General features: G+C 54.1%; 29 protein-coding genes and 1 pseudogene. All 30 read left to right on the forward strand.

Going from position 1 to position 22481, the window contains the following annotated elements; translation table 11 throughout:
• Nucleotides 1-18 precede the first annotated feature (18 nt).
• Nucleotides 19-663, forward strand: a complete 645-nt coding sequence (locus ACJBF3_RS12300) for a glycoside hydrolase family 19 protein (RefSeq protein WP_075200113.1) — start codon at nucleotides 19-21, stop codon at nucleotides 661-663.
• Nucleotides 660-923, forward strand: a complete 264-nt coding sequence (locus tag ACJBF3_RS12305; RefSeq protein WP_023063181.1) for a DUF2644 domain-containing protein — start codon at nucleotides 660-662, stop codon at nucleotides 921-923. The genes ACJBF3_RS12300 and ACJBF3_RS12305 overlap by 4 nt, the downstream gene beginning before the upstream one ends.
• Nucleotides 889-1521 (forward strand): hypothetical protein, encoded by a 633-nt coding sequence (locus ACJBF3_RS12310; protein ID WP_406545101.1) that lies wholly within the window; start codon nucleotides 889-891, stop codon nucleotides 1519-1521. Before ACJBF3_RS12305 ends, ACJBF3_RS12310 begins: the two co-directional genes overlap by 35 nt.
• An 8-nt stretch (nucleotides 1522-1529) precedes the next feature.
• Entirely contained in the window at nucleotides 1530-1772 is a 243-nt protein-coding gene (locus ACJBF3_RS12315; RefSeq protein WP_000171281.1) for a hypothetical protein, read from the forward strand.
• Nucleotides 1769-2053, forward strand: coding sequence for a hypothetical protein (locus ACJBF3_RS12320; protein WP_021567611.1), 285 nt, complete (start codon nucleotides 1769-1771; stop codon nucleotides 2051-2053). The genes ACJBF3_RS12315 and ACJBF3_RS12320 overlap by 4 nt, the downstream gene beginning before the upstream one ends.
• Nucleotide 2054: 1 nt before the next feature.
• Nucleotides 2055-2555 carry a DUF1804 family protein gene (locus ACJBF3_RS12325; RefSeq protein ID WP_000941096.1) on the forward strand — a complete coding sequence of 167 codons (501 nt, stop codon included), beginning with the start codon at nucleotides 2055-2057 and terminating at the stop codon, nucleotides 2553-2555.
• On the forward strand, nucleotides 2548-2754 hold the full coding sequence (locus ACJBF3_RS12330) for a hypothetical protein (RefSeq protein WP_023311731.1): 207 nt from the start codon (nucleotides 2548-2550) through the stop codon (nucleotides 2752-2754). The genes ACJBF3_RS12325 and ACJBF3_RS12330 overlap by 8 nt, the downstream gene beginning before the upstream one ends.
• 24 nt (nucleotides 2755-2778) lie before the next feature.
• Nucleotides 2779-4428: a phage terminase large subunit gene (gene terL, locus ACJBF3_RS12335; protein ID WP_023311732.1), complete on the forward strand. Its 1650-nt coding sequence runs from the start codon at nucleotides 2779-2781 to the stop codon at nucleotides 4426-4428.
• Between the two features lie 2 nt (nucleotides 4429-4430).
• Nucleotides 4431-5999, forward strand: a complete 1569-nt coding sequence (locus ACJBF3_RS12340) for a DUF935 domain-containing protein (protein ID WP_060570694.1) — start codon at nucleotides 4431-4433, stop codon at nucleotides 5997-5999.
• Nucleotides 5986-7245, forward strand: coding sequence for a phage minor head protein (locus ACJBF3_RS12345; protein ID WP_130938585.1), 1260 nt, complete (start codon nucleotides 5986-5988; stop codon nucleotides 7243-7245). The genes ACJBF3_RS12340 and ACJBF3_RS12345 overlap by 14 nt, the downstream gene beginning before the upstream one ends.
• The gene (locus ACJBF3_RS12350; RefSeq protein WP_047063499.1) at nucleotides 7242-7784 is read left to right on the forward strand and encodes a phage virion morphogenesis protein; all 543 of its coding nucleotides are present in this window, start codon (nucleotides 7242-7244) and stop codon (nucleotides 7782-7784) included. The genes ACJBF3_RS12345 and ACJBF3_RS12350 overlap by 4 nt, the downstream gene beginning before the upstream one ends.
• A gap of 116 nt (nucleotides 7785-7900) precedes the next feature.
• Nucleotides 7901-8110 carry a phage holin gene (locus ACJBF3_RS12355; protein WP_063161512.1) on the forward strand — a complete coding sequence of 70 codons (210 nt, stop codon included), beginning with the start codon at nucleotides 7901-7903 and terminating at the stop codon, nucleotides 8108-8110.
• A gap of 55 nt (nucleotides 8111-8165) precedes the next feature.
• A complete protein-coding gene (locus ACJBF3_RS12360; protein ID WP_096218649.1) occupies nucleotides 8166-9281 on the forward strand; it encodes a phage protease in 1116 nt (371 codons plus the stop codon).
• 11 nt (nucleotides 9282-9292) lie between these two features.
• Nucleotides 9293-9685, forward strand: a complete 393-nt coding sequence (locus ACJBF3_RS12365) for a hypothetical protein (RefSeq protein ID WP_045261517.1) — start codon at nucleotides 9293-9295, stop codon at nucleotides 9683-9685.
• Nucleotides 9686-9698: 13 nt separating this feature from the next.
• A complete protein-coding gene (locus ACJBF3_RS12370) occupies nucleotides 9699-10607 on the forward strand; it encodes a Mu-like prophage major head subunit gpT family protein (RefSeq protein ID WP_406545106.1) in 909 nt (302 codons plus the stop codon).
• A complete protein-coding gene (locus ACJBF3_RS12375; protein WP_045261516.1) occupies nucleotides 10607-11014 on the forward strand; it encodes an HI1506-related protein in 408 nt (135 codons plus the stop codon). Before ACJBF3_RS12370 ends, ACJBF3_RS12375 begins: the two co-directional genes overlap by 1 nt.
• Before the next feature lie 3 nt (nucleotides 11015-11017).
• Complete coding sequence (locus tag ACJBF3_RS12380; RefSeq protein WP_021567602.1) at nucleotides 11018-11446, forward strand: gp436 family protein; 429 nt, start codon at nucleotides 11018-11020, stop codon at nucleotides 11444-11446.
• On the forward strand, nucleotides 11446-12105 hold the full coding sequence (locus tag ACJBF3_RS12385; protein WP_023311741.1) for a DUF1834 family protein: 660 nt from the start codon (nucleotides 11446-11448) through the stop codon (nucleotides 12103-12105). Before ACJBF3_RS12380 ends, ACJBF3_RS12385 begins: the two co-directional genes overlap by 1 nt.
• The gene (locus ACJBF3_RS12390; protein WP_023311742.1) at nucleotides 12092-12313 is read left to right on the forward strand and encodes a hypothetical protein; all 222 of its coding nucleotides are present in this window, start codon (nucleotides 12092-12094) and stop codon (nucleotides 12311-12313) included. Before ACJBF3_RS12385 ends, ACJBF3_RS12390 begins: the two co-directional genes overlap by 14 nt.
• Nucleotides 12300-13718 carry a phage tail sheath subtilisin-like domain-containing protein gene (locus ACJBF3_RS12395; protein ID WP_045261513.1) on the forward strand — a complete coding sequence of 473 codons (1419 nt, stop codon included), beginning with the start codon at nucleotides 12300-12302 and terminating at the stop codon, nucleotides 13716-13718. Before ACJBF3_RS12390 ends, ACJBF3_RS12395 begins: the two co-directional genes overlap by 14 nt.
• A 13-nt stretch (nucleotides 13719-13731) precedes the next feature.
• Complete coding sequence (locus ACJBF3_RS12400) at nucleotides 13732-14106, forward strand: hypothetical protein (protein ID WP_023311695.1); 375 nt, start codon at nucleotides 13732-13734, stop codon at nucleotides 14104-14106.
• Complete coding sequence (locus tag ACJBF3_RS12405) at nucleotides 14107-14499, forward strand: hypothetical protein (RefSeq protein WP_045261512.1); 393 nt, start codon at nucleotides 14107-14109, stop codon at nucleotides 14497-14499.
• A gap of 134 nt (nucleotides 14500-14633) precedes the next feature.
• Nucleotides 14634-16874, forward strand: a complete 2241-nt coding sequence (locus ACJBF3_RS12410; RefSeq protein ID WP_406545109.1) for a phage tail tape measure protein — start codon at nucleotides 14634-14636, stop codon at nucleotides 16872-16874.
• Nucleotides 16871-18202, forward strand: a complete 1332-nt coding sequence (locus ACJBF3_RS12415; protein ID WP_125362558.1) for a DNA circularization protein — start codon at nucleotides 16871-16873, stop codon at nucleotides 18200-18202. Before ACJBF3_RS12410 ends, ACJBF3_RS12415 begins: the two co-directional genes overlap by 4 nt.
• A complete protein-coding gene (locus tag ACJBF3_RS12420) occupies nucleotides 18186-19403 on the forward strand; it encodes a phage baseplate assembly protein (protein WP_310851761.1) in 1218 nt (405 codons plus the stop codon). Before ACJBF3_RS12415 ends, ACJBF3_RS12420 begins: the two co-directional genes overlap by 17 nt.
• Nucleotides 19387-19992 carry a phage baseplate assembly protein V gene (locus tag ACJBF3_RS12425; protein WP_106105723.1) on the forward strand — a complete coding sequence of 202 codons (606 nt, stop codon included), beginning with the start codon at nucleotides 19387-19389 and terminating at the stop codon, nucleotides 19990-19992. Before ACJBF3_RS12420 ends, ACJBF3_RS12425 begins: the two co-directional genes overlap by 17 nt.
• Before the next feature lie 89 nt (nucleotides 19993-20081).
• Nucleotides 20082-20432 (forward strand): phage GP46 family protein, encoded by a 351-nt coding sequence (locus ACJBF3_RS12430; RefSeq protein ID WP_406545112.1) that lies wholly within the window; start codon nucleotides 20082-20084, stop codon nucleotides 20430-20432.
• Nucleotides 20432-21499 (forward strand): baseplate J/gp47 family protein, encoded by a 1068-nt coding sequence (locus ACJBF3_RS12435; protein ID WP_406545114.1) that lies wholly within the window; start codon nucleotides 20432-20434, stop codon nucleotides 21497-21499. Before ACJBF3_RS12430 ends, ACJBF3_RS12435 begins: the two co-directional genes overlap by 1 nt.
• Nucleotides 21496-22068 (forward strand): YmfQ family protein, encoded by a 573-nt coding sequence (locus ACJBF3_RS12440; RefSeq protein WP_122008336.1) that lies wholly within the window; start codon nucleotides 21496-21498, stop codon nucleotides 22066-22068. Before ACJBF3_RS12435 ends, ACJBF3_RS12440 begins: the two co-directional genes overlap by 4 nt.
• Nucleotides 22068-22481: pseudogene (locus ACJBF3_RS12445) on the forward strand (hypothetical protein); the annotation flags it as partial. The gene ACJBF3_RS12440 and the pseudogene ACJBF3_RS12445, both read left to right, overlap by 1 nt.

A 22481-nucleotide genomic window follows, 5' to 3' on the forward strand; every position in this document is an offset into this window, starting at 1 on the left:
TTTTAACCGGATGGCGTTATGCTTTTAACACTCCCACAATTTCAGCGAGCAGCAGGCCTTTCGCCAGTGATGGCGCAACGCTGGTTTGAACCATTCAGTAAAGCCACCGCTGAATTCCAGATTAATACACCCGCTCGGCTTGCCGCCTTTATTGCTCAAACCGGCCATGAAAGCGCGGGTTTCAGTCGGCTCAGTGAAAATCTCTATTATTCAGATGCTGAGCGCGTGGCGCGTATTTTCCGCAGCGACTTCGATCTCAATAAGAATCGTATTATCGAGCCCGGCGAGATTGAATTTGCCCGCCGTTATACCCGTAACCCTGAAAAAATGGCGAATTATGTTTACGCGAATCAGGGGGGTAACGGTAATGAAACATCAGGCGATGGCTGGCGCTTTCGCGGGCGTGGCCTGATTCAGATTACCCTGCGCAATAATTACCTGCTTTGTGGTAAGGCGCTGGGTCTCGATCTCATCGCTAACCCCGATTTGCTACTGGAGTATGTCAACGCAGCCCGCAGCGCGGCCTGGTACTGGAAGGCTAATGGCTGCAACGAGCTGGCGGACAAAGGCGATTTTCTGGCTGTCACCCGCCGTATCAACCCTCCGGCTGAAGGTCAGGCCGACCGTGTGGCGCGGCTGAATGTCGCTAAGGCGGCGCTATGACGATCTCTCTGCGCGATCTGGTGACGAACCCGGCCACCGGTCGTCTCTCAACGTCAGATACCATCGTTTTTCTGGCCTTCCTGGTCAGTTCCTTCGTGCTGGTCTGGATCACCGTAACCCGTCCCGAAACACCTGGTGAGCTGTATTTCACCTATCTGGGCGCATGGGTGGCACAGAGCCAGGCATCAAAACACATGTCCATCAAACGAGCCAGAGAGGTGCGCGATGTGGGAAGCAGCCCTGAAAATCCTGAAGGTTAGCTGGAAACCGCTGCTCGTCGTCGTGGTACTGACAGGCTGCGGGATATGGTTCGGCACCTTCATCACAGGCAACAAGCTGGACGCTCAGGCGCTGGCCTTCAGCCAGGAGAAGCAACGCCTGACTGATGGTTTCAGTGAAAAAGAACGGCAGTGGGATCAGGAGCGGCTCAGTGCTGCGAATCAATATGCAACTGACCTGAAGGCTGCACTTGATAAGCAGAACGCCTGGCAGCAGAAAGCGGATGCGCTGACCCGCGAGCTGGCTGAAAAACAAAAGGCACATGACGAGACTGTTCGCGATCTTAAAAAGAGGCTTAAAGATGCACTTGATAAAGATGGTCCTGGTTATACCGGCATTGGTCCTGGCGGCCTGCAACTCTTCCGTGAAGCCTTCGGCTACCCCGGAACCGAAAACCTCCCCGCTGGTCAGCATCTGCCAGCCACCGCCAGCGGCACTTCTGGTCATTCCGGCCAGGCCACAGGCACCGGTGGCGGACTCTCCCCCACGGGAATAGTGTCGTTTTCAGCGGAATACGGCGCATGGTGCCAGCTCCTTGAGGGCAGGCTGCAGGCAATAAACGAGTATTACAGGAAGTGAAAAATATTATGACTCTTGATATGGCCTTTCAGATTGCGCTGGCGCTGGCTGCAACCTTCGGCACCATCTGGATACGTCGTCTGCAAAAAGACATCACCGACCTGGAAAAGGCGGTTGATCGCATCCGGGATGAATACCAGCGCCGTGAGGATGCCAAAAGTAACTACACCGCAATGATGGATGCGATGAGGGAGCTGCGAGCGGCTATCGAGCGCATTGATAACAAACTGGACAGGAAACAGGACAAATGAAAGCCAGGCACAAGCGCCGAACCCGCCGCGCGACAATCAGCCAGAGCGAACAGGAAACGCTGAGCCGGATTTCCGCTCAGCTCGATCGCCTGCAGGCTCCCGTCAGCCCGGACATTCTGGGCGGGATTAATGACAAGCTGAGCCGGATTGATGTTCGTCTCACTACCATCAGCGACGATGCCGCTCGCCGTGGTGCCTCTGCGGGTGCGATTACAGGTGGCATCGCGGGCGGCGTCATCACGGTAGCGATTCTGCTCATTCGCGCAAAACTGGAGCTGTGATATGGCGCATCCGCAGGAAACACGGGAAAAACTGCGACGATCTTATATCTTCGGCCAGATGTCGCTCGAAATCGCCTCCGCTCAGGCTGGCGTGGCATTTGCGACAGCTCGCCGCTGGAAAAAGGAAGCACAGGACGCAGGCGATGACTGGGATAAGTTACGCGCCGCTCACCTTATGGCCGGTAATGGACTTGAAGAGATTGGCCGCGCCATTCTCACCGGGTTAATGACCCAGTATCAGACCACGCTGGAACTGCTTACAACCGAGTCTCAGCTCCCTCCGGGGGAACGCGTCGAGCTTCTGGCAAGCCTTGCTGATGCATTTAACAAAGCTGTCGCAGCAAACAAGAAAATACTGCCGGAGGTAAGCCAGCTGGCGGTGGCGCTGGATGTTATCCAGAAGCTCAGCGCATTTGTCGCCGAGCACTATCCAAAGCATCTGGCCGCATTCGTGGAAATCCTTGAACCCTTCGGCAAGGAGATGGAGCAACACTATGGCTGACCAGTTAATCCGGGTTAACAGTGAAAACTATGTGATGGCCAGTGACGTGCTGGGCGTCCGGTTCGCGGGCGGCAGAAACGTAACCGTCGCGACGTCGACAGGCTGCTACAGCCTCGATGTTGAACGAGATAAAACCGGCATCGAGTCGATGAACCGCTTCATCAGCGAGGTTAATAAAGCCCTCCGCAATCACCATTAACAGGCTGTTAAGGGCAAATTAATCATGGCCAGAACTAAGTTATCCAGCAAAGATTTTCTTGCCGAACTGGCGGAACTCTCCGCCAGTCTGCGTCGCACCATTGAAGCCGAAGATGTGGGCTTTGACCCCTCCGCTGCAGCAATTGCTGAGCGTCGCGGCCTCGTTGCTGACCCTGTAACGGGGTTTGAATACTTTGTGCAGCATTATTTTCCGCACTATGTCCGCCATTCCGCCCGCAGTGAGCTGCATAACTATCTTTATAAGCGCCTGCCTGAAATCATCCAGGCCACGGGGAGCCAGAACGATGCGATCGCAGCTCCGCGTGGTGAAGCCAAATCCACCATCGTGAGTCAGCTTTTTGTCATCTGGTGCATTGTGCTGGCGCTCAAGCATTACCCGGTCATCATTATGGATTCCATCGACCAGGCCTATCCGATGCTGGAGGCGATAAAGGCGGAGCTGCAGTTTAACCCCCGCCTGTTGATGGACTTCCCTGAAGCGACGGGCGGTGGCCGCGTCTGGCAGGCCGGGACAATCCTCACCCGAAACGACATTAAGGTACAGGTCGCCGGTAGTGGCAAAAAGCTGCGTGGTCTGCGCCATGGCCCGTATCGTCCTGACCTGGCTGTGCTCGATGATATCGAGAACGATGAGCTGGTGCGTAACCCTGAGCAACGCGACAAGCTCGATAACTGGCTCAAAAAAACCGTACTGCCGCTCGGCGGCGCGGGGGCCAAATTCGATGTGGTGTATATCGGGACAATCCTGCACTACGATTCCGTGCTTTCCCGCACCCTTAAAAATCCGCTATGGACGCGGGCCCGGTTCAAAGCGCTTATCAGCTGGCCGCACAATATGTCGCTGTGGGATAAGTGGGAAGAAATCCTGCGCAACAACGACGAAGATGGTCAGATGCTGGCACAGGCGTACTACCGTGAGCATCAGGCTGAGATGGATGAAGGAGCCGTGGTGTCATGGGCTGCGCGTCCGCTTTATGCCCTGATGCTCATCCGTGCCCGTGATGGCCACAGTACCTTTGATGCGGAATATCAGAACGATCCCGTCAGCGGCGAAGATGCGCCATTTACCGGCTGTATTAATTTCTGGGTCAACCGCCTTAACGAGTGGCGTTTCTATGGCGCATGTGATCCGAGCCTGGGTAAACACGGCAACAGCCGGGACCCTTCTGCGTTGCTGGTTGGCGGTTTCAACCGCTTCACCGGCATTCTGGATGTTGTTGAAGCGCGTATCCGAAAGCGTGTGCCGGACAAAATTATCTCTGACGTTATCGAGCTGCAGCGGGAATATAACTGCCTCGTCTGGGCGGTCGAGTCCGTCCAGTTCCAGGAGTTCCTGCGCACCGAACTGGTGAAGCGCTCCGCTGCGATGGGTATCCCCGTTCCTGCCAGAGCCGTCACGCCTTCGGTTGATAAGCTCCTGCGCATTGAGTCACTGCAGCCACATATGGCCAACGGCCTGATACGCCTGCACCCTTCGCAGACTACTCTCATCGACCAGCTCCGGCACTTCCCCAAAGCTGACCATGATGACGGGCCTGATGCCCTGCATATGCTCTGGATGCTGGCCGTTTCCGGCGCTGGTAATTTCGAATTTAAAGCTGTTCCCCGCCGTGGACATAGCGGGGACAGGTTCGGTCCTTCAGGAGGATTTTGATAATGGTTCAGATTCTTGACCAGTATGGTCGCCCGCTTAATAAAGAGGTGCTTAAAGCCCCCCAGACCTCCCGCACGTTCGAGCTGCAGCGTGACTGGCCAACTCACCCCTCACGGGGAATGACCATTGCTCGGCTTCCTAGACTGCTGGAAGCGGCTGAACGCGGCGACCTGGCGGCTCAGGCTGACCTTTTCGAAGATATGGTTGAGCGGGACGGGCATATCTTTTCTGAAATGGCCAAGCGCAAGAATGCGCTGCTCACTCTGGACTGGAGCATCGAGCCACCGCCGAACGCGACGGCGGAAGAAAAGCAGATCGCCGCGATGGTGGCCAGCTGGTTCGCTGACCTTCAGGAGATGGAAGATATTACCCTGAATGCGGCTGAAGCTATCGGGCATGGCTTTTCCGCTCAGGAGATTGAAAAGTGGGAACTTGACGGCAATCTTTGGCTTCCCGTCAAAATCAAACTGCGTCCGCATCGCTGGTTCTGTACCACGCCGGAAGCCGGGGATGAGGTGCGCCTTAACACCGGCACGCTGGGTGGAGAAGAACTCTGGCCGTTTGGCTGGCTGGTGCATACGCACAACGCCAAGTCAGGCTATATCGCGCAGTCCGGCTTATACCGCGTACTGGTCTGGCCTTATCTGTTTAAAAACTACAGCGTGCGCGATCTCGCTGAGTTCCTGGAAATCTACGGGCTGCCACCGCGTATCGGGTCGTATATGTCCGGGGCCAGCCAGGATGAACAGGATAAACTTATGGAGGCGCTGGTCAGCATCGGTCATAACGCCTCGGGGATCATCCCTGATAACACCAAAATCGAATTTAAGGATGCCGCCGAGGGGCAGTCCGATCCTTTCATGGCGATGATTAACTGGTGCGAACGTACCGAATCAAAGGTCATTCTGGGCGGCACGCTGACGTCACAGGCAGATGGCAAGTCCTCAACAAATGCCCTTGGTAATGTGCATAACGAAGTCCGCCACGATCTGCTGACCGCTGATGCCCGCCAGCTGGAAGGGTTTTATCGTGGCTTCATTCGTATGTTACTGGCCATTAATGGTTATAACGTCAGCCCGCGCCGTCAGCCTCGTCTGGTATTTGATACCCGTGAGCTGGAGAGCATTGAAACCTTCGCCAATGGTGTTTCCGCACTGGTACGCGCCGGGATGGACACTATCCCGACCTCATGGATACACAAAAAGGTCGGGATTCCGGTGCCAAAAGAGAACGAAGCTGTACTGACGCCGCCCGCAACTCCCTCTCCGGTGGGGCTGAGCACCACGCCGGTATTCCGTCATTTCGCGGCACTGAGCACCACGGGCGAGGTTGTTGACCCTGCTCAGGATGCGCTGGACAGCGCCACGTCGCCAGGGGAGAGCATCGCGGTGGCCATGGATAAGCTGATTGCTCCGCTGGTCTCGGCCCTGAGCAAGGGGCAAAGCCCTGATGAGGCACTGGATATCATTGCTGCGAGTTACCCTCAGCTGGATGATACGCAGCTGCAACAGCTGATAAAGCAGGCGCTGTTTGTCAGCGAGGTCTGGGGGCGACTCAATGCCGAAAGCTGATGTTGATCTGGGGTACGCCATCGGGTTAAAGCCCGAAGAAGCGATTGCCTACTTCGAATCGAAGGGCTATGCCACCGGCTTTAACTGGCACGATATTGAGGCCCGCGCCCATGCCACCAGTTTCACCGTGGCGGGCGTCCTTAAACAGGATGTGCTTGAGGATATTCATAAATCGCTTCGCGAGCATATTGTTAACGGCGGCACGCTTCGTGACTTCGAACGGCAGATTACCCCAACGTTGATCCGTAAGGGCTGGCTCGCCGACCGTGCCAGGCTGGTCGCCGATGAAGATGGCGTTCTGGAGGGTAAGCAACTCACGCCACGCCGTCTGCGGACCATCTTTGAAACCAATATGCAGGCGGCCTATGGTGCCGGTCGCTATGCGGAGCAGATGGCCAACGCGGAATTTCGCCCCATATGGGAACGCGTGGCCGTCATGGATATGCACACCCGGCCACTCCACGCCAGACTCAATGGCTTCACTGCCCGCTATGACGATCCAGTGTGGCAGTTTATGTACCCGCCTGACGGTTACCACTGCCGCTGCCGCATTCGTGCCCGAACTCAGGCAGATGCAGACCGCATGGGGATTGAGGTCAAATCATGGGAGCAGGACATTGTCACGGTACAGCAGGCATGGGGACCAAAAGAAACCCGTGACGTTAAGGCGTTACGCTTCAACGGCGAGCTTTATACGCCTGATGCCGGATTCGGGCACAATCCGGGTCAGGGCTGGCTCTCTTCTCTCGGACAGCGCCTGATGGATAAATCTGCAACTACCACGCCCCGGATTGCCTCTCAGGCTATCCATGAAACCCTGTCTGAACCAGCTGTGCTGGATGCCGTCAGCGATGATGTGCGTCGCTGGGTCGACACCGTCAGCGTGCGGCAGAAGACCCGTGGCGACCTGAGGCGCGTTGGCGGTATCCAGCCTGAGCTGCTGAATCGCCTCGAAGAGCGTGGTGTTAACGGTGCGATCACATTAAGTATTCACGAAGAGGATGTCCGGCTGGCTCCGGGCCCGATGTGGTCAGAGCTTCCCGTTCTGCTCCGTCAGCCTGCTGGTGTCTGGCTTGATGATGACGCTCTGGTGTGGCTCCTGTCCGGGCAGAACGGCACCCGCGCCGTGCGTGGTGTGCAGTCTGACGATGGCTGGCGTCTGTCGCTTGTAAACGCCGGTGCCACAGTCACCCCTGGCGATGTGTTATCTGAACGCGCGGCGCAGCTGCTGGAGCTGAAATCATGAGCTACGCCATCAGGTATGACATTGGTGACTTTGAGCGCTCACTCGGTGAACTCATTAAAAAGCTGGAAAACCGCGCCCCCCTGATGCGTGAGATGGCCGCTGCTATGGGAGATGCGGTTGAAGAAAACTTCGCGCAACAGGGGCGGCCCGCGTGGATGGGCTGGAGCCCGGCATATGCCCGTCAGCGCCGGGGAGGTAAAATTCTCCAGAAGAGCGGTCGACTGGCGGCAAGTATCACGCAGTACAGCACGAATGATGAGGCGACGGTCGGGACCAATGTGAAATATGCCCGCATTCATCAGGAAGGTGGGGAAATCAGCATTCCGGCCCGCAGCCAGAAAGCCTACTACCGCCAGAACAAGGATGGTTCAGTGGGTAACCGGTTCGTTAAAAAATCCCGTTCCAACTTCGAGCAGTGGAACACTATCGGGGCGTATAAAATTAAGATGCCCGCGCGTCCTTTCCTGCATCTCACCGAAGATGACGTGGAGAAGATGGAGAGTACGGCTGAGCAATATCTGAAACGTATTTTAGACTGAGGGCAAATTCGTCCTGTAAGGCGCTGTGACGCGTTCAGTCTGATTGTGCTAGAGTGATTCGGCCAGAAGGTATTCAGACGTTTTTAAAAGCGGTTTAAAAAGGTCTGGGCTCATAAATGCATTACGGGAGCGAGCAACTGGACACATTCAAAGCTTTCCTTGATTATTTCACCCCGCAGCAGTGGGTTTTCATTGGCATCTTTGGGGGCCTGGTTATAAAGGTTGCTGAGTGGCTCACTGACCGATACTTTGCCCGCCGGCATCAGAAGCGTCAGTCTGCTAAACCCGATAAGCCGACAACCAAAGAAAACGATCCTCAGCAATAATCCACTGAACCTCTTCATCTGAACCTCCCCGCAGTGGTGCCGTATCGTCGGCACCATGAAAAAGACACTCATCGCTTCACTCACCCAGGAAATTAACACCGCCACTCCCGGTGTCATCCAGCTCTTCCCGGCTGGTGAATTCCGCGCCCGAGATGGCCGTCCGACCGAATGTGCCGCCTGGCTGATGACGCGTGAAATCGCCGAGCGGTTGATTGCCGCAGCCGATGAACGCGAGACGCCGTATGTCCTGGACTATGAACATCAGACTTTACGTTCAGCCAAAAATGGTCTGCCAGCTCCCGCTGCGGCCTTTTTCAAAAAGCTGGAGTGGCGCGAAGGTGAAGGCCTCTTTGCTGTCGATGTTGAGTGGACCACTGCCGCTGCAGACATGGTGGCAGCAAAAGCATATCGCTTTATTTCCCCCGTATTTTCTTACGACAAAACCGGTCAGGTGCTGGAGTTGCTCAACGCCGCGCTGACCAATACACCAGCGGTCGACGGGATGGAGGAAGTGTTACTTGCTGCCGCCTCCCTGATGGCCGCGCATTTAACCACAGAGGGTCAGACCGAAATGGATGAAGAATTTCTCAACGAGTTACTGAGCAACCTGCGCTGGATGCTCAATCTGCCAACCGCTTCAACGAAAGAAGAGATCATGGCTGAGCTGCAAAAAATCATCACCATGATTTCCGGTGGCCAGGGGACTGCAGCGGCGTCGGTCAGTCTGCTGGATATCCTGAACCAGAACGCGCAGAACATCGCCGACTTGACGGCGAAACTCGACACGCCTGACCCGGCTAAGTGGGTTTCGGTGGAGGTCATGCATTCAGCCGTTCAGCAGGCGACAGAGCGTGCCGGTGCGGGAAATACCGCCGCGCTTGCCACGCAGCAGGCTGAAGCGCTGATTACGGTTGCCCTCGGCGACGGTCGTCTGCTTCCGGCACAGCAGGAATGGGCTGCATCACTGGCGAAATCCGATCCGGCCAGTCTTACCGCCTTTATCGAAAAAACGCCAAAGATTGCCGCACTGACTACCAGTCAGACTCAGGGGCAACCGCCTGCAGGCCTTCCGTCACGCCCGTCACAGGGTGCTGAAGATGATGCGATTGACCCGGCCATCTGCTCAATGATGGGCAATGACCCGGAAAGCGTCGCGAAATACCTCAAATAAAGGAGAGCGAAATGGATCGTCATACCCCTTATCGCGACGGCCAGCTGTTTGCCGTCCCGGTTGCGGCAGCCACAGAACTCTTTGGCGGCCACATTATTGCGGCCAACGCAGCGGGCTTTGCTGTACCAGGCAGCGCCACTGCAGCCAATACCACCCTCGGAATCTGTGATGGCTGGGTTGATAACACTGCCGGTGCAGCCGGTGATGCGAGCGTGCTGGTTCGTCGCGGTAAAGCCTGGTTCCTTGCCAACAGCACTGCTGACCCGGTCACGCTGGCGCAGACTGGCAAGGATTGCTACGTGGTGGACAGCCAGACCGTGGCCAAAACCAGTGATACCAACGCCCGCCCGGTCGCCGGAAAGGTGCTGGGTCTTGAGAATGATGGCGTCTGGGTTCTGATTTAATAAGGAGAGAACCGTGTTAATTAACGTAAAAAATGTACGTCAGATTTTCATTAATCTGAAAGCGACCTTCCAGAACGCCTTTGATCAGGCTCCGTCCGACTGGCAGAAGATTGCCATGGTGGTGCCGTCGACCGGGAAAGAAAACGACTACAGCTGGCTAAGCCGTTTCCCGAAAATGCGTGAGTGGATTGGCGACAAGGTGGTGAAAGCGCTCGCCGCGTTCAACTACACCATCCGCAACAAAGACTGGGAAGCGACGGTAGAAGTTGAGCGTAACGATATCGAAGACGATCAAATCATGGGCTATGCCCTGCAGGCGAAAGGTGCGGGCCAGTCCGCTGCAGAACTGCCTGCCGATATCGTCTTCGCTCTCCTGAGCAAAGGTTTCACCAATCTTTGCTACGACGGTCAGCCCTTCTTTGATACCGACCACCTTTCGGGGGGCAAGTCGGTCTCTAACAAAGGCACGAAAAAGCTTGCCGTTACCTCGCTTGCCGCCGCAAAAGCAAGTTACGGGGCTGCACGAACGGCCATGTGCAGCCTGAAGGATGATGAAGGCGCGTCCCTGAAAATTCGCCCGACCATCCTGGTTGTGCCTCCGGCTCTTGAAGACGATGCCAACTATCTGATGACGGCTGACCGCTTCCCTGACAATACGCCAAACCCATACAAGGGGACGGCTGAAGTTCTGGTTGTCCCAGAGCTGACGTCAGATACCGCCTGGTTCCTTCTGGACACGTCAAAACCCGTGAAGCCCCTGATTTATCAGGAGCGTAAAAAACCGGTCTTTGTCGAGCAGACCGACTACAACGCTGACAACGTCTTTATGCGCAAGAAGTTCATCTTCGGTGCTGAAGCCCGTGCAAATGGTGGCTACGGCTTCTGGCAGATGGCGTATGGCTCCACCGGGGAGGACGCATAATGCCGATTCAAATCACTGCCCGCCGCGATGGCTTTCGCCGTCTCGGCATCGCCCACAGCGCGAATACTGTCACCTGGCCGGATGACCATTTCAGCGACAGCGAACTCCAGATTCTGGAAAACGATCCCAATCTGATTGTGGTTCGTTTGCAGGATGTGCCTGAAAACGCTGGCGACGGCGATGCTGTTTCCGCCCTGACCACCGAGCGTGACGGCCTCAAGGCACGCGTCAGCGAGCTGGAGGCGACGGTTCTGCAGCTCAACCAGGATGGCGACGCGCTTAAGCAGCAGCTTGCCAGTGCAAACGGCACCATCACGGAGCTGGAGACGGTACGTGATGCACTGAGTCAGAAGCTGGATGCGCTGCAGGCCGGTTCGGAAAACCCGGACAAAAAGGCCAAGGGGTAAGCCATGTACGCGAACCGGGAGGACATGGTCAGGGCGTTTGGTGAGCGCGAATGCGTGTCGCTCACCGACCGCAACTACACCGGGCAGATTGACGATGATGTGCTGAACGGCGCACTCGTTCAGGCCAGCGCTGAAATCGACGGATATCTCTGCGGTCGCTATCCGGTGCCCTGGGCTGATGAGCCCCGTGTTCTCGTTGGTCGCTGCTGCAACATCGCCCGCTATCTTCTGTGCGGCTCTGAGACCCAGATGACAGCAGAAATCCGCGAGCGGTATGAAGACACCGTTCGCTACCTGGAAAAAGTTGCATCCGGGCGAATCAATCTGGGCCGCACGACGACAGGTGAAGTGGTGAAAAGCGGAACCGGTGCGCGGATGGTGTCAGGTGGTCGCGTCTTCGGGCGTGACCAGACTGGCGGAGGAAGTTTCTGATGGTGATTACGGATATTGAAAAAGCCATCGTGGAGCGCCTTCGCAAAGGTATGGGGCGTATGGCGAAGAATGTGCGCTCCTACGGTGGCGAGCTGGATGGCGAGCCTGCAGAGGTACTGCGCCAGCTGCCTGCCGTCTGGGTGACGTTCGGCGGGGTGCAAAAAACCGAGCCATACAGCACAGCACGGCAACGGTTTGTCACTCACGGTCGCTTTGTCGTGGTGGTAGGCGAGCGCAGCCTGCGCAGTGAAGAAGCGGCCCGTATGGGTGGGCCGCACGTACAGGAGGTCGGTACGTACATTCTTGTTGCTGCCGTTCGTCGTCTGCTGTCCGGTCAGGATATGGCGGATACGGGTATCAAAATCGACCCGCTCAGCCCAGGTCGCGTGCGCACGCTCTTCAACACCCAGATAGAGTCTCAGGCATTTTCCGTATTTGCCTGCGAGTTCGACACGAAATGGATTGAGTCAGCGCTGGAGAACGGGCGTTACCCGCTGACGGATGCGCCGGAAGGCCATGTTGATCATATGTTCCAGATTTATGGTGGTGCCACCACCGACGATGACCCGGCATGGCTGAAAACCCGACTCAGTTACGATCTTAAGCAGCCTGATAAAGACAATGCAGCAGAGGACATTATCAGTCATGAGCAAAATTAAAGTAAAAGCCGCCAGTGGGTTGAGCGTGCCGCGCGAAGATAATGCGCGCCGCTACATTACCGATGCGGAACCCCTTGAGGTGGAGAACACCGCTTATTACCAGCGTCAGGTAATGGCCGGTGATCTGATTATTGTCACCAGTAGTGACAAGAACGCCAAAAGCAAAAATAACGTTGCCAGCACGGAGGTGAACGGTGAGCAGTCCTAATATCAGTTTTGACACTATCGGTACGAACCGCAAACCGGGACAGTATTTTGAGTTCAACACCCGTCTGGCCGTTCGTACCCTGCCGGGTAATACCCAGAAGGTGCTGATGATTGCGCCAATGCTGGCCTCCGGTTCGTCTGCGCCGCTTGTCATTCAGAATGTTTTCTCTGATGAAGAGGCCGCGACGTACTTTGGCCGTGGCTCAATGGCGCATCTGATGGCCACAGCGGCTATCGGTGCCTATCCCTACCTGCAGCTGCAGATGGTCGGCATCAGCGATGCGGCCACTGCAACAGCAGCTTCGGGCAAGGTTACCGTGACCGGCACCGCGTCATCCAGCGGGAAGCTGAGCGTAACCATTAATGGTACCCGTATTGATGTCGGCATTTCGGCTGCAGATACGGCGGAGACCATTGCGGCAGCGTTGACGGAACTGATTACCCAGAAAGACGGGTTGCCAGTCACAGCGACGGCAAACGCGGGGGAAGTGACCCTGACCTGCCGCCATAAAGGGGCGGTTGGTAACGACATTATTGTCTCTTCCGGCGTGACGGCAGCGGGTATCACAGCGGCGGCGACCACTCTTACAGGCGGTAATGTTGATCCGGATATTACGCCAGCGCTGGCAGCGGCGTTCTCTGCAGGTCATAACATTATTGTTTGCCCGTTCTCCACCCAGGAAGCGATGACGGCGCTGCGTAACCATCTGACAAACGTCAGCAATGCGATGGAGCAGCGCGGCGCAATCGGTGTGGGTGGGTGGCGCAAGTCGCTTTCCACAGGCATTGCACTGGCCGCCTCACTGAATGACGGGCGTATCACGCTGGGCTGGCATAGCGGTTCGGTAAAAACCCCGGCGCAGATTGCCGCTGCCTATGCCGCTGTTATCGCCAGTGAAGAAGACCCGGCCCGCCCGCTGAACACCCTTGCGATGAGCACGCTGGATGTGACTGCAGTGGAAAGTCAGCCAGGGCGAACCGAGCAGGAGAACGCCCTGCGTAATGGTCTTACGCCGTTTGAGATTGGCCCCGGTGACAAAGTGCAGATCGTTCGCGCTATCAGCACCTACACCAAAAACGCCCAGGGCGTGGATGATGTGGCGCTGCTGGATATCACCACCATCCGAACGCTGGACTACGTGCGCAAGGCCTGCCGTGAACGCATCGCTCTGCGATTCCCGCGCGATAAGCTCAGCTCAAGGACGCCGCCGAAGGTGCGCAGCGAACTGCTTGATGTGCTTTACAAGCTGGAGGAGCTGGAGATTGTCGAGGAGGTGGATGCCAACAAAGACGGTCTTATTGTTGAGCGCGATCTGCAGGATGTTAACCAGCTGAACGGTCGCATTCCTGCGGATGTTGTGAATGGCCTGCACGTCTTTGCCGGTCGAATTGATTTGCTGCTCTGAGGAGTAAACCAGAATGGCTCTTGAAGAATATGTTGGCGCGATCGTCATGGAAGTCGACGGCCAGGAAATTGAAGTGACCGACCTCAAGGAAGATGTGACCACCGGGCGAAAGCTTGTGAAGACGATGAACAAAACGGGCCGGGCCAAAGGTTTCTCCCGTGGCATCGAAGAGATCCAGCTGACCGTTACGGTGGTCATCCCGGAATCCGGCGACCTGAACTGGGGCGGTATTGAAGGTGCGAAAATCACCCAGTATCCACTCAACAGCAGCGGTAAACGTGTTTCTTACCTGGACTGCTTCAGCACTCAGGCCGGGGCTCAGTATACCGTCGACAACGAAGCGAAGCGCGATATCACCATGAATGCGCTTCGTCGGGTGGAGGAATAAATGGAAAAGCAGCAGCTTTTATATGGCGTTAAATACGGTGATAAAGTCCATTTTGACTTTGCCGTCAGGCTGCCTGTTGTCAGGGACACTATTGAAGCCCTGCGTCTCACGGATGAGGCTTGCGGAACAACCGAAGGGGCTTCGGCGGGGATGTATTATCGTGTAGCGCTGATGGCACAGGCAATTGAAGAACTTGGTTCACTGAATAAGGAAGACATAACACCAGAGTTACTCCTTGATGAGTTGAATGATGATGACTTTGACATCATTGATGCTCAGATTAACGCTGTTAAAAAAAAGCGGATGGATTTGAACAAAAACTCACCGGCTACCGAACCCTCGTCCTCGCACTCGGACGATACGGGATCAGTGAGCAGCAAATCGGAAGCATGACACGAACGGAACTCGACGGCTACACCGAAGCACTTGCCCGGTTACACGGAAAGAAAACCGGGCAAACTACCACCCGCACAACCCGTACGGTCAAATCGCAACGCCTGAAGAAAGTCGGCAAACGGAGATAACCCATGGCGCGTAACTTACAACTGGCGCTGGAGTTGCTGGCACGTGATACCGGCTCCAAAGTGCTTAAGCAGGCACTGCAGGGTATCAGTCGTGATACCAAAGCGGCGCAAAAAACCGATGATGAGCTGGCGAAATCCCGCCAGCAGAACGCAGCCACAGCGATTCGCTCCTCCCGTTCTCTTCAGGACGAATACCGTCGCGCCAGTTCGGCGCGATCTACCCTTGGTATTCGTTCAGAGCGAGAGATTCAGCGCGAAATACAGCAGACTATGGCCGCCTATAACCGCTTATCTCGTACCGGTGCACTGTCCGCTAATGAGCAGACAAGAGCCTTCTCTGCCATGAAAGATAAAGTGCGCAATTTGCGCAGTGAATTGAACGGTGTTGGTGAAGGTATGAGCCGAATGCAAAAACTAGGTACTGCGGGCTCAACTATCTCAGCTGTAGCCGGTGGGGTCATGGCAGCAGGCGCTACACTGGTCCGTCCGGTCTCGAATCAAATGAGTTACCAGCAGAGACTGGCAATGATGGCTAACACAGCCTATGCAGATCAGGGCCTGGAGGGCCGGCGCACTGGTATGAATGAAATGGATTCCCTTATTCGTCATTCAGTTAAAACTGGTGGCGGGACTAAAGAATCAGCAGCAGAGACTCTGGATGCAATGCTTGCATCAGGCTCTGTAAGCATGCAATCGGCGAAATCAATATTGCCTTTGATTCAAAAATACTCAACTGCAACGGGAGCAGCTCCCGCTGACCTTGCAAATATCGCAATTAAATTAAAACAGTCATTTGGAATTCAGGATACAGAGCTTGATAAAGCACTCAATATGTCGATCAGTGCCGGACAAAACGGTTCATTTGAGTTGAAGGATATGGCAAAGTGGCTTCCATCACAACTTGCAAGCGCCGGTAATGCTGGTATGAAAGGTCTGGACGACTTTGCAGTGTTATTGGGTTGGAATCAGGCATCAGCCATTACCGCTGGCTCTCCTGACCAGGCAGGTAACAATCTTAATAATCTTCTCTTGAAATTAAATAGCCAGGATGCCGCTAATGCCGCCGCAAGAGTAAAATTACCGAGTGGTCGAGGAATCGATCTTTCAGGTAGTCTCGCCAAAGGTGTTGGTAAAGGAGTTAATCCTCTCGAAACATTTAACCAAATTGTAGATAAGGTTGTTGCATCTAATCCTGCTTATAAAAGGCTAGAAGAAAAACTTAAAATAGCGCCTGAAAACGAAAAAAGAGAAATTATTAACTCTCAAGCAAAAATACTGGAAGGGTCAGGTATTGGAAAAATAATTGCAGACCAACAGGCTTTACTTGCACTCCTGGGATACAGAGGTAACAAATCCTATACGCAGGGTGTTATTTCAGAAGCTAATTCTCAACGTAACTTATCAGATGGAAAAACGGCTGGCGATCTTAGTTTTTTGTTAATGTCGGAACAACCTGGATTCAAACTGGGACAACTTGATAACGAGAGAGACTTTCAGGAGATGGATTCAGTCAAGCCGTTATCAGATTCCCTGGGATATCTTTCAGATAAATTACTGAAGTATGCAGAGGAATATCCTGGTTTAACCAGGGCTGTTTCTGATGCAGCTATTGGAATTAAAGCAATGGCTGCGGCTGCGGCGGTATTTGGTGCGATAAAATGGATGTCAGGACGGGGAGGTGCTGGGGGCAAGCCAGCAGGCTCAAATCCCCTTGAAATTCTCGCGGAAGGTGCTTCTGGCAACAATGCCGTACCTGTTTATGTAACTAATGCTCAGGAAATCGGCGGCGATAAAGAAGGCTTCCTTGACAAATTTTTGGGGGGAAGTAGTGATTTGCCAGGCCAGTTAGGAAAATGGGCTTCATATGCAAATGTGGCAAATATTATTTATGAGTCTGCCCAGGATAAATTCGATTCTGCTGACGAGGAAGCTAAATCAAAAGGGATCACTACTGGCGAGCTTTTTAGACAAAAGTTTCAGGAAAAAGAGAATAACAAGAAACCTCTTTTCGATGTTGATCTCTTTTCAATGGTCAAATCCTGGTGGAGTTCACCTGCCACTATAGGGCAAAACACACCTGCAGCAACAGGCGTGCCGTCTTATCTGTTGCCTCAGCAGCAACAAAAATCACAACCCATTAACCTCACCACAAAGCTGATACTGGACGGTCGTGAAATAGCATCAGCTGTTAATGAATACAACGGCGAACAATCCGTTCGCGGCTCAACAGGAGGCCCGCAGTGAGCTGGGAAGATTCATTACAGGATGCCTCATTCAGGGGCGTCCGCTTCGATGTGGTTAATACCCGTGACAGCGCCAGCCGCGACATTGCGACCTATGAGTATCCCTATGTGGACGGCGGCGATGTTGATGACCTTGGCCGCAAGCCTCGTAACCTGCGAATGACGGTCCTTTTCTGGGGTGACGATTACGAAGTGCGACTGCAGGCGTTTCTGGCCGCGCTGGATACACGCGGTAGCGCGGAGTTAATCCACCCGGTTTTCGGCTCCATGACGGGCATGCAGTGCATTGAGTATCAGGCATCGCATGAAGCGGAGAACGTTGATTACTGCGTTGTCGAGGTGGTCTTTATCCAGGGGGGACTTAATCTGCCTTTCTTTGGCAGTGACTTCCCGCTGTCGAAGGCCGATATCATTTTCAACCAGGCGCAATCTGCTCTGGAGAAAGCCCAGACGGCCATCGACAATATTCTCTCGCCTCTGCGTACAGCGAAAAAGTGGATGAAGAAAGCGAAATCGCTGGCAACCACGACGCTGAATATGGTGACCATGCTTAAGGGGGAACTGACAGGATTTGTCAGTACCACCTCGGATTTTGTTAATTATCCGAAAGCGTTCATGAATGATCTGCAGAGTGCGCTGAGCCTGACGTCGCTTCAGTCCAAATCAAGTGTCAGTAATAACCCAGGAAGCTATTCACAGTCCTCAGACGTTTCCGGTACAGCGGGCATCGTGATGGCCGACTGGAAGAATGGCCGTAACAATCTGCAGGAGGTGGCCGCATTACCTCAGCAAATCGTGACCGGGCAAAAGACGGTTGCTGTTGCTGTTCCGGCAGGCTCATCAACCTCGGATATTACTGAGGTGGTAACGGCGGTAAAAATCCAGGTTGCAATCCAGCTGGCGCTTGATGCTTCCGACATACTCAGTGACAGCAGCATCAGCGATATTCTGTCTCCAGTCGATATTGAGCAGATCACCAACGACACCAGGACGGCCATTCAGACGGCAATCGACCAGACGCGGGACACCTTTGCTGCCGATACGCAAAACGTGAGCGCCGGTGAAACACCGACTGGCGTGACATGGCAACCCGTGGTTGAAAGCCTCAAGGATATCGCCCTGACCGTTCAGGAGCTGGGCGCAGCGGTTATTACCAGCAGACCGCCACTGACGACGCGAGTGATATTGGCCGACACCAACCTGCATTTGCTGGCCCATCTGTGGTACGAGGACTACACCCGCGCCACCGAGTTGTTGCGTCTCAATCCGACACTACGTAATCCTAACAACATCAAAGCCGGTGACGTTCTGAATGCCTACTCAAGATAAAGATTCGCAGAATACAGTGAGCCTGGTTATTGATGGCAAAATCCACAGTGCATGGAGCCGCTATCAGATTGACTCCGATTTTCTTATCCCCTCCGATGCCTGGAGTGTAACGCTAGGCCTTCCTGACGGTATTTTCCCGGCGGCCATTAAACGAGGTGTGCCGGTGCTGGTCAGGGTGGGTAATGATGTGGTGATGTCCGGTCGGGTGGATGTGGTTCAGCGCCGCGTATCCCGTCAGCAGGTCTCTTTATCGCTTTCCGGTCGCGATGGCGCTGCCGTGCTTGTTGACTGCGCTTCGCCGGTATTCACCTCCCGCCAGCTCAGTCTTGAAGAAGTGATCGCCCAGGTCGTCAGGCCGCTGGGGGTAACGAACATCCGCATTGAGGCTGAGTCATCCCTGCGTAATGACAAGGTCAGCGTTGAACCCGGAGAACGTGCCTGGGATACGCTTGAGCGTGCAGCTGCTGCACGCGGTTTATGGCCATGGTTTGAGCCAGATGGCACGCTGGTTATTGGTGGGCCGGACTACACAAAAGACCCTGTGGCCACGCTGATTCTTAATCGTGACGGTAGGGGAAACAACGTCCTCGATCTCAGTGACCGGTCATCCATTACCGGGGCGTTCTCTGAATTGACAATGCTGGCACAGGGACACGGCCAGGGGAAAAAATCCGGGAAGCTCGATGTTATTGACGTTGATGGCCAGAGCGCTGACGCAGAAGACGACGATGATGCCGATGATATTTATGACAGCACCGGCTCTGCAGAGAACGGCTTTCATGGCTTACGTAGTACCGTTCGCGACAGTACCGTACCTTTCTATCGTCCGCAGATTATGGTTGCCGGTGATGCTGATAACCAGGCGCAGGTTGATTATCGCGCAAGAAAGGCCATGGCTGACGCCCGTCTTAACGGGTTTGATCTGACAGCTATTGTTAAAGGCCATCGCATGGAGAACGGTCAGTTATGGCAACCGGGCCAGCGTATCCGTGTCCGAAGCGAGCCACACGGCATTGATGACATTTACTTCCTCATGGGAAGAGAGTTTTCAGGTGGACGGCCAGACAACACCATTACCACCCTGCGTCTCAAAGAGGATGGAATATGGATACCGGACGCTTATCCGAAAAAACGGAAATCACGTAAACGCCGCGCCAAGGTAAATAAAGAGCTGGAGATTATCGATGTGGAACAAAATTGATTCTCGTATTAACACGGCGTTAAACCGTATAAGACAGGCCTTCAGGGGCGTTTTGATAAGGGTTAACAGCGGCGGTGATATTCAGACCATTCAGGGTAAAGGTCTGGCTACGGAGTCCCTGCAGGATGTGGAGATGTTCCAGCAGTACGGTTTTACATCCAACCCGCCCAGGGGGACTAAAGCCATTATGCTCCCGCTTAACGGGCGCACCAGTCATAGCGTGGTGATTGCCACGGAACACGCTTCATACAGGCTAAAGAGCCTGAAAAGTGGTGAGCTTGCCATTTATTCGGATGAAGGCAGCAACATTATCCTGAAGCGCGGGAAAATTATTGAAGTGAACTGTGATGAATATATTGTTAATACTAAAAAACATACCGTGAATACCGAAGAGCATATTGTTAATACCAGAACGTATAAAACGACAGCCTCAGAGCGGGCAGATTTTGATACGCCATTGCTGAAAGGCAGTAATGAAGTTGCTGACGGTAAATCTACACTGAACATCATGCGCGAGACTTATGACGGTCACGACCACAACCACGGCGGCGATGCAGGCACAACGCAGAAACCTAATCAGCCAATGTAATTTGTGGTAACGTAAGTTCACCTTCAAAAGCAATACCCACTGAACCCCTTCACCGATAATTTAAATTTCCATGCCGATAGTATTACGGCATGGAAATGTTGATTGATCCAACGACCGGGGATTATACCGGCGACAGCTCAGACTCTTTAGCGAATGCCGTCTATTTACGGCTGATGACGCCCCTTGGCTCATGGTGGGCTGAGCCAACTCTGGGCTCTCTTTTACATACACTGCGCCGCGAAAAGGATGTGTCCCGCGTTCAGAAACTCGCGGTGCAGTATTCGCAGCAGGCCCTGCAGCCGATTATTGATGACGGTCGCGCCCGGTCTATTTCCATTACTGCAGAGCACTGGCAAAAAGGCTGGATGCTGCTTCATATCATCGTCACGTCCGCGAGCGGAACGCCGCAGACCTGGAAATTTCCGGTTAAGGTCAGCTGATGCCATTCATTACCAAAAATGCCGCGCAAATTCGCACCGACATTCTGCGGGATATCAAAAATCTCCTGCAGTTGTCAGATGACAAGCTGGGGCCAGACAGCGACTGGTATGTCCGGGCGTCAAGTGTGGCCAGCGTTGCCGAAGGGCTTTATCAGCATCAGGGATGGATAGTCCGTCAGATATTCCCGGATACAGCTGATTCTGAATTTCTCTATCTGCATGCCCGCTTACGTGGTTTAAGTAAAAAAGCAGCAAATAATGCCTCCGGGCCCGCTACATTTACCGGCGAACCGGGAGCCTTAGCTGCCGCCAGTCTTGTGTTCAAACGCGACAGTGTTTCATGGACAACAACCGAAGAAATTACTATCGGGCCGGATGGAAAAGCATCCGTAAATGCCATGTCATCACTGTCAGGGACTGCGGGTAACACCACCTCAGTCACATCGGCAACGCTGACCACTACACCTGACGGGTTTGACAGCACCGTGACCGTCGGTCTGATGACTGGCGGTACGGATGAGGAAACTGATGCGGAGCTGCTTGCCCGTCTGCTTGAAATCATTCGCCGACCTCCTGCAGGCGGTAATAAATATGATTACAAACGCTGGGCACTGGAAGTATCCGGCGTATCTGCAGCATATGTTTATCCGTTGCGTCGGGGGCTGGGCACTGTTGATGTTGTTATTACGTCTGCAGGCGGGCTGCCTTCTCAGGATGTGATCGACAGGACGCAGGCTCACATTGACGATGTCCGGCCTGTTACAGCAAAAAACACGCTGGTACTCATGCCTGTCATCCGTACATTTGACGTACTCGTGAAGGTATCACTGGAGGGCATCACCCTCGCAGCTGCCAAACAGGCTATCGCCGGAACGCTGGAGGACGATGACTCGCGCCGTGAGCCGGGAGTGGCTTTTATTCGCAGCCAGGCGGGGACATTGATTTCTCTCATTCATGGTATTACCGACTATGACATCGTTACACCATCCGCAAATATTCAGCCTGTAATCGATGCCACGAAAGTCGAATGGCTTAGATTAGGAAATGTGGAGGTAGAGCTGCTATGAGCTACTTCACGCTGTTAAATCGTCTGCTGCCACTCGTTTCGTACAGTCCGGGCCAGCCTCTGCTTGATGCATCATTGCGATCTGAATCAGGTGTTTTTGAGACTCTCGATGCGTCTGCAGGGCTTGTCGAAGGTGGCGTTACTCCATTTTATGCCCGCAGCCTTTTATCTGACTGGGAGCGCGTTCTTGACCTTACTCCTGCTGAAGGTGCCACATACCAGCAACGCCAGCAGCGTGTTCTGGCTAAACTGGCCGAGGTCGGCGGCCTCAGTATTCCGTACTTTACTCAGTTGGCCAGTAACCTTGGCTACATCATCACAATTGATGAACCGCAACCGTTCAGGGCGGGAGTTAACCGCGCCGGTGATCGCCTCTGGGTTGAAGACATTATCTGGGTCTGGCGCGTCAATATTCAGAACTCAGGAACACAATCCTATCGCTTTCGCTCAGGCAGTTCTGCTGCAGGTGAGCGTCTGACTACCTTTGGTGATCCGGTTATTGAAGAAGTCTTCCGCGATCTCAAACCAGCTCATACATTTTGCTACTTCGCATATCAGGAGAATGAATAATGCGGCCCTTAATGCCACCGGTGCAGACGCCGGATAATCTTTTCCATGATGGTAATCCGCTCACGGGTGAGCTGGGGACCATTGTTGATGCCGAGCATCTGAATAACGTGCAGGGGGCTGTCAGAGATGCGCAGTCGGAGCTTATTACTGTCCTGACCGCTGCCGGTATTAACGTTGATCCAACAAAACAAAATCAGCTGTTAACTGCACTTAAAGCCCTTTTACTGAGCCGTTCAAATCCTTTTGGTGATATTAAGTCTGATGGTGCAGCCGCGATTGCTACCGCTCTCACAAACCTTGGAATTGACAGGGTGGAGCAGCTCAATAACGAAACGAAAATTTATGCTGGGGATGATCACTCCATATTTTTATCAATAAGAATTGATGGCCTGTGGGGTATTTACGATCCACTA

Source organism: Enterobacter sp. PP-008-ECC_S150 (genome assembly GCF_045257065.1).
Classification (GTDB): Bacteria; Pseudomonadota; Gammaproteobacteria; order Enterobacterales; family Enterobacteriaceae; genus Enterobacter; species Enterobacter chengduensis.